Origin of the sequence: Aeromonas sp. MdU4, assembly GCF_041929505.1 — a bacterium.
In the GTDB taxonomy this organism is placed as follows: domain Bacteria; phylum Pseudomonadota; class Gammaproteobacteria; order Enterobacterales; family Aeromonadaceae; genus Aeromonas.
On record NZ_JBHFMW010000029.1, the window covers coordinates 154,789 to 169,871 of the forward strand.

Genomic DNA, 15,083 nt, shown 5'->3' on the forward strand with positions numbered 1-15,083 from the left:
TTAAATGGTCGGCTCGCATCTTGCCGGATATTGCTGTGACCATGCCATCTGACCTTCAGCCACTGCAGCCCTGGCCTGACTATCTGCAGGCATCCTGGCTGCGCTGCGCCCACCAGACCAGCGCCACCCTCTGGCATCCGCCCCACAGCGCCAAGGGGCAGACTTTGCAGAGCCTGCGCCAGCGCAAGCGCGACCTGCTCACCACTGGCGAGATGGCCCTCGAGGATCTCTACGAATTCATGGAGGGGCGCCCCTGCGCCCTGCTGCTCACCGACGAGAGCGGCTGCCTGCTGGCCCGCACCGGCCACCCCGACACCCTGCGCGAGCTGGCGGCGCTGGGGTTTGGCCCCGGCGCCTTTTTCAGCGAGGGGCGCATCGGCACCAATGCCATCAATCTGGCGGCGCTGGAGGGAGTGCCGCTGTGCGTCAGCGGCCCCCAGCACTTCAACCAGACCCTGCACCCGTGGCACAGCTGCGCCAGCCCGGTCTACAACAGCAATGGCCGTCAGGTCGCCATCATCGCTTTGATCTGCAAGGTGGAGGAGGCGAGCGCTGGCGATCTGGCGCTCACCGTCAGTGCCGGACGCGAGCTGGCCCACCTGCTGCAGATGGAGACCCTGATGCAGGAGTCCCAGCACCACCTGAGCGAGCTTTACGCCCTGCTCGATGGTATGGATGACGGCGTGCTGGCCTGGGATCCGCAGGGTCGGCTGCGCTACCTCAACGCGCTGGCGGCCCACCGGCTGCGGCTCGATCCGGCGCTCTGTCTCGGCCAGCCGCTGGAGCAGCACCTGCTGTTGCCCCAGCGGTTGCAGCTGGCCATCAGGGGGCAGACGCCGCTCAGTCATGTGGAGGTGACGCTGGAGCGGCTCGGCGCTCAGGAGGGGGAGTTTATCAATGCGCTGGTGAGCCTCAAGCCGCTGCCGGGGCCGGAGGGGGTCAGCTTTATCGCCTTGCTGCACCCGGTCGATCGGCTGCGGGCCATTCATCAGCTGCGTCAGACGGTGCCCGAGCTGTCGGCGCTGGTGGGCGAATCGAGTGCCATGCGCAAGCTGCTGCGCTACGCCCGGCAGGCGGCCCAGAGTCAGGGGCCGATCCTGCTACGCGGCGAGGAGGAGGTGGGCAAGGCCCAGCTGGCGGAGGCGATCCACTTTGGCAGCGAGCGGGCCGCCGGGCCGCTCATTACCCTCAACTGCAAGGCGCTGCCGAGCGAGCGGATGGCGCTGGAGTTGATGGGCTCCGACGAGGCGGGGCAGGAGCGGGCGGGCAAGTTCGAGCTGGCCCACGGCGGCACGCTCGTGCTGGAGCAGGTGGAGTGCCTCTCTGCCCCCATGCAGGCGGCGCTGCTGCAACTGCTCAAGACCGGCCGCATCCAGCGCTTCGATTCGGCCCGCATTCTGCCGCTCAAGGTGCGGATCATCGCCACCAGCAGCGCCCCGCTGGAGCAATTGGTGCAGGAGGGGCTGTTTGGCCGCCAGCTGCTCTATGCCTTGCAGGCGTGCGAGCTGTGGCTGCCGGGATTACGGGAGCGCGCGGCGGATCTGCCGGGCCTGATCAGCCAGCAGCTGGCGGCGCAGGGGCGCGAGCCGGTACGCCAGTTCAGTCCGGCAGCCCTCGATTGTCTGCTCGCCTATCCCTGGCCCGGCAATCTGGGGGAGCTGCGCAGCGCCGTCGAGCATGCGCTGCTTCATGCTGGTCAGGGGCCGATTCCGCCCGAGGCGCTGCCTGCCGCCATTCGGCACGGCTATCAGCGGGTGGCGGACGAGGTGGTGGGGCAACCGCTGCTCACGTTGGCGGAGCTGGAGCGGCAAGCCATCTTGCGCTGCGCCCACGCCTGCAAGGGACAGGTGAGCCAGATGGCCCAGCATTTGGGTATCAGCCGCACCACCTTGTGGCGACGGCTGAAATTGCTCGAGATCGATCCCGCCGACTATCACGGCTGATGGTTATTGAGGTCGTTGCCAACCGGCCCGCAGAAAACGAAGCGGCCCCGCAGTTGCGGGGCCGTTTTTATATGGCAAGGTTAGCCTTGGCGCGGTTACAGCCCCAGCTGGTGGGCGGTGACGATGGCCGCCAGCACATCCTCGGCGGTGACCTTGAACGGCATGTTGTGGATGGTTTCGCCCTCGGCGGTGGAGGCTTTGGCCACCTCCATCAGGCGCGCCATATCCAGCTCCTTGACTCCCATCATATGCAGGTTGGTCGGCAGGCCCACCGAGCGGCAGAAGGCCAGCACAGTCTCGATCTCCGCCATCGGGGCGTTCTCTAGCACCAGTTGCACCAGGGTACCGAACGCCACTTTCTCACCGTGGTAGAGGTGGTGACACTCGGCCAGCTGGGTCAGGCCGTTGTGGATGGCGTGGGCGGCGGCCAGCCCGCTGCTCTCGAAGCCGATACCGCTCAGATAGGTGTTGGCCTCGATGATGTTCTCCACCGCCTTGGTGCAGAGCCCCTGCTCCACCGCCAGCTTGGCCTTGTAGCCATCGGCCAGCAGGGTCTTGTAGCAGAGCTCGGCGATGGCCTGCGCCGCCAGGGTGGAGGCGCCACCGGCCATGGTCTTGCAACCGGACACCTTGTTGGCGCGCGCCTCGAAGTAGGTGGAGAGCGCATCCCCCATGCCGGAGACCAGCAGCCGTACCGGGGCGCGGGAGACCACGCCGGTATCCATGATGACCATATTGGGATTGGTCGGGATCATCAGGTATTCGCTGAACTGCCCTTCCGGGGTGTAGATGACCGCCAGCGCGCTGGTGGGGGCATCGGTGGAGGCGATGGTGGGCACTATGACCACCGGCACCTTCTGGTAGAAGGCGACCGATTTGGCGGTATCCAGGGTTTTGCCGCCGCCGATGCCGATGATGACGTCAAACGGGGTCTGCTTGCAGCGGGCCAGCAGGCGGTCGATCTCGGGGCGGGAGCACTCGCCGTTGAAGCAGTCGAACTCCGGCTTGATCCCCGCGCCGTGGAAGCTGGTGGCCACGGTATCGCCTACCAGCTTGGTGACGAAGGCGTCGGCCAGAATAAGCGGCTTGGCGCCGAGCGCTTTAACGTAGTTGCCGATATTGGCGAGGGCCCCGTTGCCTTGCACGTATTTGCTGGGGCTGATGATAATGCGGTCCATATTCTATCCCTCTCTCTTTACGAATTAAGAATCGGGGCGAAGGGGCGGCAGTGCCGGGGACTCCTTCGTCTTTACTTGCACGACAGGGGGCTGCACAGGCTCAGCGAGCGAGTGCAGCACCTTGAAACAGTGGCGTGCGGCGTCAGTCGCCGAACCGCTCGGCGGCCAGCTGCTGGAAGCAGGTCAATGCGGCGGTGGCATCCTCGCCGCGCGCCAGCAGGGTGAGCTGGTCGCCCTGACGCACGTTGAGCATGGCGAGACGGGTCAGGCTGCGGGGATTGGCCTCTTTGTCCCCCTTTTGCAGCTTGAGTTCAGCGGCAAAGGGTTTGAGGGCGGCCACCAGTCGGGCGGCGGGGCGCACATGCAGGCCGTGGGGGTTATCCACCACCACCTCGCAGCGCAGCCAGCCGTCGTCAGCAACGGGGGCCGTCTCAGTGGCGGCCTGCGCAGCGCTGGCTGGCAGCATCGCCTGTTTCGGGCTCAGCGCGCCGAGTGCCTCGGCCGCTACCTCGTCCAGCGTCAGGCCGGAACCGGCCGCCACCACGGCGGCCAGAGTGCCCTCGACCAGCGGGGCGGGGCAGAGCCGCACCCGTGCGCTCAACTCCGGGGGCAGCAGTTCGAGGGCGGTCTCGGCACTCAGGAGGGCGCTGCCCAAGTCCATCAGCACCAGCACGCCGCTGCCGTCATCCGCCTCTTCAATCGCACTCATCACCGCGATGGCATCGGTGCCGATGGGGTGGTCGGGGTCATCGACCCCGGCCGCCAGCAGCAGGCGGGCCGGGCTGCCGAGCTGGTCGGCCAGCGCTTTCAAGCCGGCCGCCAGCAGGGCGCTGTGAGAGACAACTACGATTCCGATCATGTCATAACCTCGCTCTGTCACGCAGGGCGGTCAGCAGCAGCAGGGTCGAGGTGGCCCCAGGGTCTTGATGACCGATGCTGCGCTCGCCAAGATAGCTGGCGCGCCCTTTGCGGGCCTGCATCTGGATGGTGGCCTCGGTACCGGCAGCGGCTGCCGCCACCGCCTTGTCCAGCGCATCGCTGATGGGCAACTCTTGCTGCTGCGTCTGTTGCAGGGCGGCCAGTGCTGGCCACCAGGCATCGCACATGGTCTTGTCACCCGGCTCGGCGCGGCCGCGGGAGACGATCCCCTCGACGCCATCGCTCAGCATTTTGCACAACTGACTGAGGCTCAGGCTCTGGCAGGCGTCGGTGCTGGCCGCCGCCCGGATGAAGAAGGTGCCGTAGAGCGGGCCGCTGGCGCCGCCGACCGAAGAGAGCAAGGTCATGCCGGTGGTTTTCAGCACCTGACCTATATCCTTGTCCGCCACTGCGGGCAGCTTTTCGGCCACTTTGGCGAAGCCGCGCTGCATGTTGAGCCCGTGGTCGCCGTCGCCGATGTCGGTATCCAGCGCGGTGAGGTAGTCACGCTGCTCGGTAAAGATGTGTTCGCAGTCGAGCAGCCAGTTGACGATCTGATGTTTGCTTAGCATGTGAGTAAGGTCTCCTTAGCAGCCGCGACGCAGGGCGGGGGTGTGAACAGGGGCATCCCACAGGGTCATCAACTCATCATCCACCTTGAGCAGGGTGATGGAGATGCCGGTCATGTCGAGGGAGGTGCAGTAGGGGCCGATTAGGTTGCGCACCAGATGGATGCCAGCCTCTTCGCACAGGGTAGCGAGGCGACCATAGACGCCGTAGAGCTCGGAGATGGGGGTGCCACCCAGACTGTTGACCAGCGCGATAACCCGATCACCCCTGTTGAGCGGTTCGATAAAGGTGTGCTCTTCCTGCCAGCTGCCGGAGGCTCTGTCCCAGTGGCGAAGGGTGCGGCCATAGGGGGTGTTGTCCGCCAGCTCGCTGAACATGTCGTCCACCAGAGTATTGAGGTCGGTGAAGGGGCGACGCTCGATGCCGGGCTCGCCGTGAATGCCCACGCCGAACTCCATCTCGTTGTCGGCCAGAGTGAAGGAGGGCTTGCCAGCGGCAGGCACGGTACAGGCGTGGGTAGCAACGCCGATGGTGCGGCTCTGGTTGTTGATGCGACGGGCCAGTGCCTCGCAGCGGGTCAGGTCATAGCCCGCTTCGGCTGCGGCCCCCACCAGTTTTTCGCACAGCACGGTCGTGGCAACGCCACGGCGACCGGCGGTATAGAGGCTGTCTTTGACAGCCACGTCGTCATCGATCAGTGAGAAGCCGACCTTGACCCCGTCACCGTGCAGCAGTTCGACCGCGGTCTCGAAGTTGAGCACGTCGCCGGTGTAGTTCTTCACCAGAAACAGCACGCCCGCGCCGCCATCAACGGCCTGGCCGCACTCGTACATCTGATCCGGTGTCGGGGAGGTGAAAATCTCGCCGGGGCAGGCGCCATCCAGCATCCCCTTGCCCACCAGACCGCCGTGCATCGGCTCGTGGCCGCTGCCACCGCCGGAGACCAGCGCCACCTTGCCCATCACGGGGGAGTCGGCGCGGGTAATGTAGTGGGGTTCGATACGGACCTTGAGCTCGGGGTGGGCGGCTGCCATCCCCATCAGTTGTTCACGGACCACAGCATCGACGGCATTGATCAGTTTCTTCATGGCTCACTCCTTGGCTTGCCACCGCTCGGGTGGGCAAATGGTTGATGGAGCCAGTCTAACGACAGAAAAAGGGATAAAAATGACGGGCGATTTGGTTCGGATTTGAAACAGCGGAAGGGAGGGTGGTGTTTCAATCTGAAACGGCGCGGGGCAAACGGGCGAGAAACTGTTAGCGGCCTCACAGCCATGAAAAAGGGCCCCGCAGGGCCCTTCGCTATAACCGGAATATGCGGACGGGTTAGATAGCCCAGCCACCGACATAGAAGACGACCAGCGCCACGGCGATGATGACGGTGCCGACGTTCAGCTTCTTCCACTCGGCAGCAAACAGGCGGCCGATAACCAGCGCCACGAAGCCCAGCATGATACCGGTAACGATGTTGCAGGTGAGCACGATGAAGACGGCGCACAGCATGCCGGAGAGGGCATCTACCGAGTCGCTGAAGTCCAGTTTGGTGACGTTGCCCAGCATCAGCAGGCCGACGTACATCAGGGCCGGTGCGGTGGCGTAAGCCGGTACCAGATAGCTCAGCGGGGAGAGGAAGATCATCAGCAGGAACAGCACGCCGACCAGCGCAGCGGTGAGACCGGTTTTGCCACCGGCAGCGGTGCCTGCGGCAGATTCGATGTAGACGGCAGCCGGAGCACCACCCACCACGCCAGCGACCATGCTGCTGACGGAGTCGGCAGTCAGGGCCTTACCGCCGCTGATGATGTGGCCACGTTCATTGATGAGGCCTGCCTGACCGGCCACGGCACGGATGGTGCCGGTGGCGTCAAACACGGCCGTCATCACCAGTGCCAGTACGGTCGGAATCACCACCGGATTGAGGGCGCCCAGCAGATCCATGCTGCCTACCAGCGAACCTTTCTCACCGGTCAGGCTCGGCATGGCGAAGAAGCCTTGCCAGGTCACTTTCGGGTCGAAGATGAGGCCGATGATGGAGATGGCGATGATCACCATCAGGATGCCGCCCGGCACCTTGCGACGCTCCAGACCGAAGATGGCGGCCAGACCCAGCACCGTCATGATGACCGGGAACGCGGTCACTTCACCGAGCTGTACCGGCAGTCCGGCCCCTTCGTTCTTGATCACCATGCCGACGCCGTTGGTGGCGATCAGCAGCAGGAACAGACCGATACCGATGCCGGTGCCGTGGGCGATGCCGGAGGGGAGGTTGTCCAGGATCCACTGGCGCACGCCGGTGACGCTGATCAGGGTGAACAGCACCCCCATCAGGAAGATGGCGCCGAGGGTGACCGGGATGCTCAACCCCTGACCCAGCACCAGGCTGAACGCGGTAAAGGCGGTGAGGGAGATGGCGCAACCGATAGCCATCGGCAGCTTGGCCCACAGCCCCATCAACAGGGAGCCGAAGGCGGCGATCAAGCAGGTAGCGACAAACACCGGGCCCTGATCAAAGCCAGCTGCACCCAGCATGTTTGGCACCACTATGATGCTGTAGACCATCGCTAAAAAGGTGGTCAAACCGGCCAATAGCTCCTGGCGCACACTACTGCCGCGCGCAGAAATGGAAAAATAAGAGTCCAAAAAGCCGCCTTTTGCTCCGTGGCTGGCCATATCTTGCTTTGCCATAACTTATCCTGAAAGTGTGAAGGAAATCGTTTGCTTTGGTGGCGCGCAAAATAGCAAGAATTCACGGCAAATACAGCGGATAACCTGATATTTTCGTCAATATTTTACATTTTGAGTCCATTCGAGGCTGTTCATCAGACTCAAGTGGTGAAATGTTGTAAGAGAGGGATCAAATGGCTGGGTAAAGTAGAGACTGGCGAGGAAAAAGAGGGGCAACAAAAAACCCGCCTAGGCGGGTTTTTTTTAATTCTTGCAGAGCTGTCAGCAGTTGGCATGAGCCATCAGCAGCATGCTCCGGCTTGAATTACAGACCAACTACGTTGGCAGCAGCCGGGCCTTTCTGGCCTTGCTCGATGGTGAACTCAACGCGCTGACCTTCGTCCAGGGTTTTGAAGCTGGTGGACTGGATAGCGGAGAAGTGTACGAACACGTCTTTGCTGCCGTCAGCCGGGGAGATGAAACCAAAACCTTTCTCAGCGTTGAAGAACTTAACGGTACCAGTCATTTTGTTAGACATAATAATTTCCTTAAATAGTGTTGAAATGCCACCAAGATGGCAAGTTGTGATTTTTCGTCAGCAATACGTATGGGGAGCACTAAAGAAGGAGAATTATTTGATAAGAATTATCCGAGGATAACGCTTATGCTAATCACTGCTTTACTAAAATGACTGCCTAACATAATCAGGTCTGAACTGCCGAACCATCGAGAAAGATTAAAACACGCTCTCATTTTTAAAGCAAACTTTATCTCGATATTAATTATTTGTAACAGCCAAAAATCCCATTTTTTATAGTAAATATGATGTATTTCAACTGCATAGCAAAATCAGTAAGGACTCATATCATCCTGTGTGAAGTCTGCTTTGGCATTTTCAGCCTCACTATGTAGCCGGTTGGGGCAAAAAATATGAAAAAAACTGAAAAGGTCGCGGTGAGTGGTATGGCCTCTTTAGTTGAAGCAGGTGTTGGCAACTGGCGCCATGCTAAAGGGCCAGAAACGCAAACGCCCGCTCGGCACCAAGTGCGAGCGGGCGTTATCAAAACAGGGGTCAGCGCTTGCTGCGAAACTTGTTGCTGACAGAATCAATCCAGCTGAAGGTTTCCGGCAGAACCTGATTCTTGGCGCGCTCTTTGGCTTTCTCGCGAGCCAGCTTGGAGGCTGCTTTAGCCGCTTCGGCGCGATCGGCTACCACCTTCAGGCGACCCTCTTCGCGGATCTTGTTCCGCTCTCCGTTGGTCAGCTGGTGGTCTGCATTGGCTTGTGCTTTTTGCAATAACAGGGCTATCTCGGCTTTTTCAGCCTCGGTCAGATCTTTCATTTCCAGCTTTTTCACGGCGCGCTCCTGCGGCAGGGTGGTTAGATACCCTAACACAGTTGTGCCGATCACTTCTTATGCAATCGGCTTTCGGTTCGCAAAAATGCGGGTTCGTGCCAAATTTCTGTTATTTCGCTGCTACTTTCCCGCCTGTTTGCCACATTTCAGTTTATGGCGAGCGGTGATGGCATTTCCTGCTCATCCGGTTCGACATGGATCAGTACGATGGCGTGAGGCAACTGCTGCATGATGGCGTGCTCGATGCGATCACAGATGTCGTGGGCTTCGCCGATGCTCATCTCCGGCGGCAGGGTAAGGTGGAAGTCGATATGGCGACGACGACCGGCACGGCGACTGCGCAGATCATGGAAGCCGCTGGCGTTCGGGCAGCATTCGGTGATGATGCGACTGGTCATCGCCAGCTCTTCGGGACTCATGCTTTCATCGATCAGTGGTTGGAAAGCTTCATTGAGCATACTGATCGCTTCTCTGACAATGAATATGGCGACAGCGATGGCGACCAGCGGATCCAGTATGGCGAGAGAGTGGCCAAACAGGCCTGCCAGCCAGATCCCCCCAAGACCCGCTGCCACACCGGCTGAAGTAAGCACGTCAGCCTTGAGATGGAGCGCATCGGCAGCCAGTGCGACGGACTCCTCCTCTCTGGCCACCTTGTAGAGGTAGGCCGAGACACCGCTGTTGACCAGTGCCGAGATCACCATGACCAGCACACCCCAACCAATGCTCTCGATGGCGCTGGGGGATATCAGCTTATCGACGGCTTCGACAATGATCCAGCCTGCAGCCAGCAGGATCAGCAGGGCCTCAATGACGCCGGAGACATTTTCAATTTTGTCGTGGCCATAAGGATGGCGATCATCGGGAGGCAGATCGGACTTTTTCACGGCGAACAGGGCGATCAGGGCGGCCACCAGGTCCATGGCCGAGTGAATCGCTTCGGAGATGATGCTGACTGAGCCACTGGCAATACCGGCCACCACTTTCATGATGATCAGGCTGATGTTGGAGCAGACCGACACCATGGCGGCTCTGGTTTTTCTGTTCATGTAACCGTTTCCTGAATAACAAGGATATTTCAGTGTGGTGCGCATTATATCGGTCTGAAATGAAATAACCTATTCAGCGTTGTAACTTAATGTTTCTGGTGATATTGAGAATGCTTATTAAAATTGTGGTCAATTGAGAGGCAATAAATAATGAGAGGGATTTATATTTATCTATTAAATATCTGGGAAACGCTACTTTAATATAATGCTGACAACATTTAATAATGCGAATTACTCTTTTTCGGCCTTTCGTATCGATGGGCTCCCGGTCTGATTTGCCAAAGGGCGGGCTGCCGTTTTTTTGGTTGAGAATGAGGCTGGATCCGGATGCAGGTGGAGGGTATGCTGGGTTTGGTGATGGCCCTGTGTCATCGCATTAAGCGTACCGAAGTTAATGATTCGGATGACATGCTGGCTCCCATGAGGAACCAACTGTCTGGGTAACATTTTTGGAGTTTGATGATGAGTAACAAAGAACATCACAACGGCAAAGATGCCAAGAAAAAACCGCAGATGTCACTGAAAGAGAAACGTGAGGCCAAACGTCAGAAAGCAGATCTGAAAAACGGCAGCGCAATGAAGTAACGCTCCTTTACTGTTGTTCCTTCGGAGCCAGTACAAAGCCAGCCTGTTATGGGCTGGCTTTTATGTTTGTGGTTCATGGCGCAGCGCCGTATGCCTCGAAAATCTGCTGATAACGGCCATCCCTTTTCATTGTGGCGAGTTGGGCATTAAACAGCTGGCGGGCATCCGCCGAGCGAAAGGCGAAGTGATAAACGGTGGGTGGGAAGAGGTCTGCACGCCGAACCAGCTCTGGGTGGTAGTGTTCACCAGCCAGAGGGGCTGCAATCAATTGTGTCAGATAGTAGTTGAACACCCGCTCTTCAAGTACTACGGCATCGACCCTGCCACGTAGCAACTGATGCACCTGCCCTTGCTGCTTGGCGACTTCCTCGTAATGAGGGTTCTGGTTGGCCATGGTGGCAAAGGTACTGCCGAGAATGATTCTCGCCCGCTGAAAAGCTGTGACTCTCATTCGTTGCAGATCGTCGATCGTGCCGACCCGGTTGTTGGCCAGGGTGAAAACCTTGTTATGGAACGTGATGACGGGATGGGTCAGGAAGTCTGGATCAACCATCTCTTCTTTGACGTTGATGATGGCATCCAGCGTGCCTGATTCGAACATGCGGAAGGTGCGTTCTAGCGGCAGAAATTCGAAACTGGGCTCATAGCCGCTACCGACGAATGCCTCTTTCAGCAGGTCGAGTTCTATACCACGGGTTTGCTGTTCAATCACATAGGGCGGAATTGCAAAGCTGACACCTACTTTGAGCTGTTTGGCCAACAAGTGACTTGGTAGCAAGCTAACCAGTAGCAGCCCTACAAGGGGAATCAGTTTCATCGCACCTCTCACCAAGAGTTCCTGTCGAGAATATCTATCACTGTAAGGGGGCGGGTCATAAAAAGTCATACCCCTCTTGGGTGGAAAAAATACGATCATGGATAAATAAAAAGACCCTGATAAATCAGGGTCTTTTTGCGTTTCAATGTTTTTAGAACGGGATGTCGTCGTCGAAGTCCATCGGCGGCTCGTTATAGACCGGCGGGGCTGACTGGGGCTGTTGTGCCGGACGGCTATAACCGCCTTGCGGTTGCATGTTTTGCTGCGGGGCCGGAGCCGGGCGCTGCTGGTTCATCGGCTGCTGCATGGCCTGCTGCGGCTGGCCCCAGTTGCCCTGGGATTGACCACCCATATTCTGGCCCATACCCTGACCACCTTGCGGACGGCCACCCAGCATCTGCATGACGCCTGTGAAGCTGTCGACCAGCACTTCAGTGGTGTAGCGCTCCTGACCACTCTGATCTTGCCATTTGCGGGTCTGCAGTTTGCCTTCGACATAGACCTGGGAGCCTTTCTTCAGGTACTCGCCAGCGACCTCGGCCAGCTTGCCCATGAAGACGACGCGATGCCACTCGGTACGCTCTTTCTGCTCACCGGTCTGCTTGTCGCGCCAGGTTTCAGAGGTGGCCAGAGTGATGTTGGTCACAGCACCGCCACTCGGCATGTAGCGTACTTCCGGGTCTTGCCCGAGGTTACCGATCAGAATGACTTTATTGATGCCTCGACTGGCCATAATCTCTCTTCCACCTTTATATTCCGGCCAGGCAGCAAGCCTGGGCCAACCAAATGAGTTACCGCGTTTTTATCTGTTCCATGCTGTTATCGTATTGAGCAACATGGTTTTTCTATACCCGTAGCAGCAATCAGGCTGATGTTCACTTATTACCTGGCTCACGTTTAGCCCCCAATAGTAACAGCTGACGCGTCCCTGCGCACCCTCATCCGAGTGGTGCTGGCGGTCAGGGGGATTGAGTGAAACCCCTCCCTGACATGAGCGGATAATGCAAAGATCCCATCGTAAAAATGGATAACGGCGATAGATAATGCCTGTCTATTCATCCAGTAGTCTCTATGCCATACTGACTCGCTCAGGTTTCCGTATCGAGCGTGCAACAAGATGGAAAAGATCGTGGTCCGGGGTGCTCGCACCCACAACCTCAAGAACATCAATCTGACCCTGCCCCGCGACAAGCTGATCGTGGTCACCGGCCTCTCCGGTTCGGGCAAATCCTCTCTGGCGTTCGATACCCTCTATGCCGAGGGGCAGCGCCGCTATGTGGAGTCGCTCTCTGCCTACGCCCGCCAGTTCCTCTCCCTGATGGAGAAACCGGACGTCGACCACATCGAGGGGCTCTCGCCCGCTATTTCCATCGAGCAGAAGTCTACTTCCCACAACCCGCGCTCGACCGTCGGCACCATCACCGAAATCTACGACTACCTGCGTCTGCTGTTCGCCCGGGTTGGTGAGCCGCGCTGCCCGACCCACGCCATTCCGCTCGCCGCCCAGACTATCAGCCAGATGGTGGATCAGGTGCTGGCTCAGCCGGAGGGGAGCAAGCTGATGCTGTTGGCCCCGGTGGTGCGCGATCGCAAGGGTGAGCATGCCAAGTTGCTGGAGAATCTGGCGGCGCAGGGCTACATCCGTGCCCGCATCGACGGCGAGGTGTGCGATCTTTCCGATCCTCCGACTCTGGAGTTGCACAAGAAGCACACTATCGAGGTGGTGGTGGATCGCTTCAAGGTGCGCGATGACCTGGCGTTGCGTCTGGCCGAGTCGTTCGAAACGGCGTTGACCCTTTCCGGCGGCATTGTATTAGTGGTGCCGATGGATGGCGAGGAGGGGGTTGCCCCCATGACCTTCTCCGCCAACTTCGCCTGCCCGGAGTGCGGCTACTCCATGTCGGAGCTGGAGCCGCGCATCTTCTCCTTTAACAACCCGGCCGGAGCCTGCCCGACCTGCGACGGTCTTGGGGTGCAGCAATATTTCGACCCGGCCAAGGTGATCGGCGATCCTGCCATCAGTCTGGCCAACGGCGCCATCCGTGGTTGGGACAAGCGCAGCTTCTACTATTTCCAGATGCTGAAATCCCTCTCCGAACACTACAAGTTCGATCTGGATACGCCGTGGGAGGATCTGCCACTCAAGACCCAGGAGGTGATCTTGCGTGGCTCCGGTCGTACCGAGATCGAGTTCCGCTACATGAACGATCGCGGCGATGTGGTGGTGCGCAAGCACCCGTTCGAGGGGATCTTGCACAACATGGAGCGGCGCTACCGGGAAACCGAATCCAACTCGGTGCGCGAAGAGCTCTCCAAATACATCGCCAACAAATCCTGTACCAGCTGCGGTGGGAGCCGACTGCGGGAGGAGGCACGTCACGTCTTCGTCGACAACCGCAACCTGCCGGCCATCGCCGAGCAGTCCATCGGTGATGCGCTGGCCTTCTTCGAAGGATTGAACCTCACCGGCCAGCGCGCCCAAATCGCCGAGAAGATCCTCAAAGAGATCGTCGAGCGGCTCGGTTTCCTGGTGAACGTCGGTCTCAACTACCTGAGCCTGTCGCGCAGCGCTGAGACCCTCTCCGGTGGCGAAGCACAGCGGATCCGGCTGGCGAGCCAGATTGGTGCCGGTCTGGTGGGGGTCATGTATGTGCTGGATGAACCTTCCATCGGCTTGCACCAGCGTGACAACGAACGGTTGCTCAAGACCCTTACCCACCTGCGCGATCTTGGTAACACGGTGATCGTGGTGGAGCACGACGAGGATGCCATTCGCCTCGCCGACCATGTGCTCGATATCGGCCCGGGGGCGGGCGTGCACGGCGGTGCCATCGTCGCCCAGGGCACGCCGGAGGAGATCATCAATAATCCCGAGTCGCTGACCGGTGACTACCTCTCCGGCCGCAAGCAGATCGCCATTCCCGCCGAGCGGACTCCGCTCACCGGCAAGTGGCTGAAACTCAAGGGGGCGAGCGGTAACAACCTGCGCAACGTCAACCTGGATCTGCCGATCGGGGTGATGACCTGTGTCACCGGCGTCTCCGGCTCCGGCAAGTCGACCCTGATCAATGACACCCTGTTCCGCATCGCTCACCGTGAACTGAATAAGGCGACCGAATCCACCCCTGCGCCCTATCGCAGCGTCGAGGGGCTGGAGCATCTGGACAAGGTGGTGGACATCGATCAGAGCCCCATCGGCCGTACTCCGCGCTCCAACCCGGCCACCTACACCGGTCTGTTCACCCCGATCCGCGAACTGCTCTCCGGCACCCAGGAGGCGCGCTCGCGCGGTTACCAGCCGGGCCGTTTTTCCTTCAACGTCAAGGGCGGTCGCTGCGAGGCGTGTCAGGGGGATGGGGTCATCAAGGTGGAGATGCACTTCCTGCCGGACGTCTACGTGCCGTGTGACGTCTGCAAGGGCAAGCGCTATAACCGCGAGACCCTGGAGGTGAAATACAAGGGCAAGAATATCCACGAAATCCTCGAGATGACGGTGGAAGATGCCCGCGAGTTCTTCGATCCGGTGCCAGCAGTGGCGCGCAAGCTGCAGACCCTGATGGACGTGGGCCTCTCCTATATCCGCCTTGGCCAGTCGGCCACTACCTTGTCTGGCGGTGAGGCGCAGCGGGTCAAGCTGGCGCGGGAGCTATCCAAGCGGGATACAGGTCAGACTCTCTATATTCTGGATGAACCCACCACCGGGCTGCACTTCCACGACATCCAGCAGCTGCTCAAGGTGCTGCACCAGTTGCGGGATCGCGGTAATACCATCGTCATCATCGAGCACAACCTGGACGTCATCAAAACCGCCGACTGGATCGTCGATCTGGGGCCGGAGGGGGGGGCCGGTGGCGGCCGCATTCTGGTGACGGGGACGCCGGAGGAGGTATGCGACAATCAAGAGTCTCATACCGCACGTTTCTTACGGCCCTTGCTGAAGGGATAAACCGTTATAATCGAGGGGCCTTGGGCCCCTTTTTTATGATGAAAATCGGGAGCATG

General features: G+C 59.6%; 13 protein-coding genes. 3 read left to right on the forward strand and 10 right to left on the reverse strand.

The window, feature by feature from the left end; genetic code table 11:
- The first annotated feature begins 41 nt into the window (after positions 1–41).
- On the forward strand, positions 42–1,943 hold the full coding sequence (gene dhaR, locus ACE1BR_RS17885) for a dihydroxyacetone kinase operon transcriptional regulator DhaR (protein WP_374872635.1): 1,902 nt from the start codon (positions 42–44) through the stop codon (positions 1,941–1,943).
- Between the two features lie 95 nt (positions 1,944–2,038).
- Here the strand turns inward: dhaR and ACE1BR_RS17890 are convergent, their stop codons facing one another.
- From ACE1BR_RS17890 to ACE1BR_RS17925, 8 genes are all read right to left on the reverse strand, one after another.
- Entirely contained in the window at positions 2,039–3,121 is a 1,083-nt protein-coding gene (locus ACE1BR_RS17890; protein WP_374872637.1) for a glycerol dehydrogenase, read from the reverse strand.
- A gap of 142 nt (positions 3,122–3,263) precedes the next feature.
- Positions 3,264–3,980, reverse strand: coding sequence for a dihydroxyacetone kinase phosphoryl donor subunit DhaM (dhaM, locus tag ACE1BR_RS17895; protein WP_374872639.1), 717 nt, complete (start codon positions 3,978–3,980; stop codon positions 3,264–3,266).
- A 1-nt stretch (position 3,981) separates the two neighbouring features.
- Positions 3,982–4,611 (reverse strand): dihydroxyacetone kinase subunit DhaL, encoded by a 630-nt coding sequence (gene dhaL, locus ACE1BR_RS17900; protein WP_374872642.1) that lies wholly within the window; start codon positions 4,609–4,611, stop codon positions 3,982–3,984.
- 15 nt (positions 4,612–4,626) lie between these two features.
- Positions 4,627–5,697: a dihydroxyacetone kinase subunit DhaK gene (gene dhaK, locus ACE1BR_RS17905; protein ID WP_374872645.1), complete on the reverse strand. Its 1,071-nt coding sequence runs from the start codon at positions 5,695–5,697 to the stop codon at positions 4,627–4,629.
- A 238-nt stretch (positions 5,698–5,935) separates the two neighbouring features.
- The gene (locus tag ACE1BR_RS17910; RefSeq protein WP_374872647.1) at positions 5,936–7,294 is read right to left on the reverse strand and encodes an NCS2 family permease; all 1,359 of its coding nucleotides are present in this window, start codon (positions 7,292–7,294) and stop codon (positions 5,936–5,938) included.
- A gap of 304 nt (positions 7,295–7,598) precedes the next feature.
- Positions 7,599–7,811, reverse strand: a complete 213-nt coding sequence (gene cspA / locus ACE1BR_RS17915) for an RNA chaperone/antiterminator CspA (protein ID WP_005316548.1) — start codon at positions 7,809–7,811, stop codon at positions 7,599–7,601.
- A gap of 534 nt (positions 7,812–8,345) precedes the next feature.
- Positions 8,346–8,630, reverse strand: a complete 285-nt coding sequence (gene yjbD / locus ACE1BR_RS17920; protein WP_374872650.1) for a DUF3811 domain-containing protein — start codon at positions 8,628–8,630, stop codon at positions 8,346–8,348.
- A 146-nt stretch (positions 8,631–8,776) separates the two neighbouring features.
- The gene (locus tag ACE1BR_RS17925; RefSeq protein ID WP_374872652.1) at positions 8,777–9,679 is read right to left on the reverse strand and encodes a cation diffusion facilitator family transporter; all 903 of its coding nucleotides are present in this window, start codon (positions 9,677–9,679) and stop codon (positions 8,777–8,779) included.
- Positions 9,680–10,141: 462 nt separating this feature from the next.
- Here ACE1BR_RS17925 and ACE1BR_RS17930 point away from each other — a divergent pair, with 462 nt between their 5' ends.
- A complete protein-coding gene (locus ACE1BR_RS17930) occupies positions 10,142–10,264 on the forward strand; it encodes a hypothetical protein (RefSeq protein ID WP_111809286.1) in 123 nt (40 codons plus the stop codon).
- A 73-nt stretch (positions 10,265–10,337) separates the two neighbouring features.
- On the opposite strand, the gene ACE1BR_RS17935 is transcribed toward ACE1BR_RS17930, so the two are convergent.
- Both ACE1BR_RS17935 and ACE1BR_RS17940 read right to left on the reverse strand, forming a co-directional pair.
- Positions 10,338–11,081, reverse strand: a complete 744-nt coding sequence (locus tag ACE1BR_RS17935) for a substrate-binding periplasmic protein (RefSeq protein WP_374872654.1) — start codon at positions 11,079–11,081, stop codon at positions 10,338–10,340.
- A 151-nt stretch (positions 11,082–11,232) separates the two neighbouring features.
- On the reverse strand, positions 11,233–11,814 hold the full coding sequence (locus ACE1BR_RS17940; RefSeq protein WP_374872656.1) for a single-stranded DNA-binding protein: 582 nt from the start codon (positions 11,812–11,814) through the stop codon (positions 11,233–11,235).
- A 384-nt stretch (positions 11,815–12,198) separates the two neighbouring features.
- Here ACE1BR_RS17940 and uvrA point away from each other — a divergent pair, with 384 nt between their 5' ends.
- Positions 12,199–15,027: an excinuclease ABC subunit UvrA gene (uvrA, locus tag ACE1BR_RS17945; RefSeq protein ID WP_374872658.1), complete on the forward strand. Its 2,829-nt coding sequence runs from the start codon at positions 12,199–12,201 to the stop codon at positions 15,025–15,027.
- Positions 15,028–15,083 lie beyond the last annotated feature (56 nt).

Bases quoted from the DNA above. Each gene is read 5' to 3' on its own strand.
- dhaR (WP_374872635.1), top strand. From the start codon at position 42: ATGCCATCTGACCTTCAGCCACTGCAGCCCTGGCCTGACTATCTGCAG.
- ACE1BR_RS17890 (WP_374872637.1), bottom strand. From the start codon at position 3,121: ATGGACCGCATTATCATCAGCCCCAGCAAATACGTGCAAGGCAACGGG.
- dhaM (WP_374872639.1), bottom strand. From the start codon at position 3,980: ATGATCGGAATCGTAGTTGTCTCTCACAGCGCCCTGCTGGCGGCCGGC.
- dhaL (WP_374872642.1), bottom strand. From the start codon at position 4,611: ATGCTAAGCAAACATCAGATCGTCAACTGGCTGCTCGACTGCGAACAC.
- dhaK (WP_374872645.1), bottom strand. From the start codon at position 5,697: ATGAAGAAACTGATCAATGCCGTCGATGCTGTGGTCCGTGAACAACTG.
- ACE1BR_RS17910 (WP_374872647.1), bottom strand. From the start codon at position 7,294: ATGGCAAAGCAAGATATGGCCAGCCACGGAGCAAAAGGCGGCTTTTTG.
- cspA (WP_005316548.1), bottom strand. From the start codon at position 7,811: ATGTCTAACAAAATGACTGGTACCGTTAAGTTCTTCAACGCTGAGAAA.
- ACE1BR_RS17925 (WP_374872652.1), bottom strand. From the start codon at position 9,679: ATGAACAGAAAAACCAGAGCCGCCATGGTGTCGGTCTGCTCCAACATC.
- ACE1BR_RS17930 (WP_111809286.1), top strand. From the start codon at position 10,142: ATGAGTAACAAAGAACATCACAACGGCAAAGATGCCAAGAAAAAACCG.
- ACE1BR_RS17935 (WP_374872654.1), bottom strand. From the start codon at position 11,081: ATGAAACTGATTCCCCTTGTAGGGCTGCTACTGGTTAGCTTGCTACCA.
- ACE1BR_RS17940 (WP_374872656.1), bottom strand. From the start codon at position 11,814: ATGGCCAGTCGAGGCATCAATAAAGTCATTCTGATCGGTAACCTCGGG.
- uvrA (WP_374872658.1), top strand. From the start codon at position 12,199: ATGGAAAAGATCGTGGTCCGGGGTGCTCGCACCCACAACCTCAAGAAC.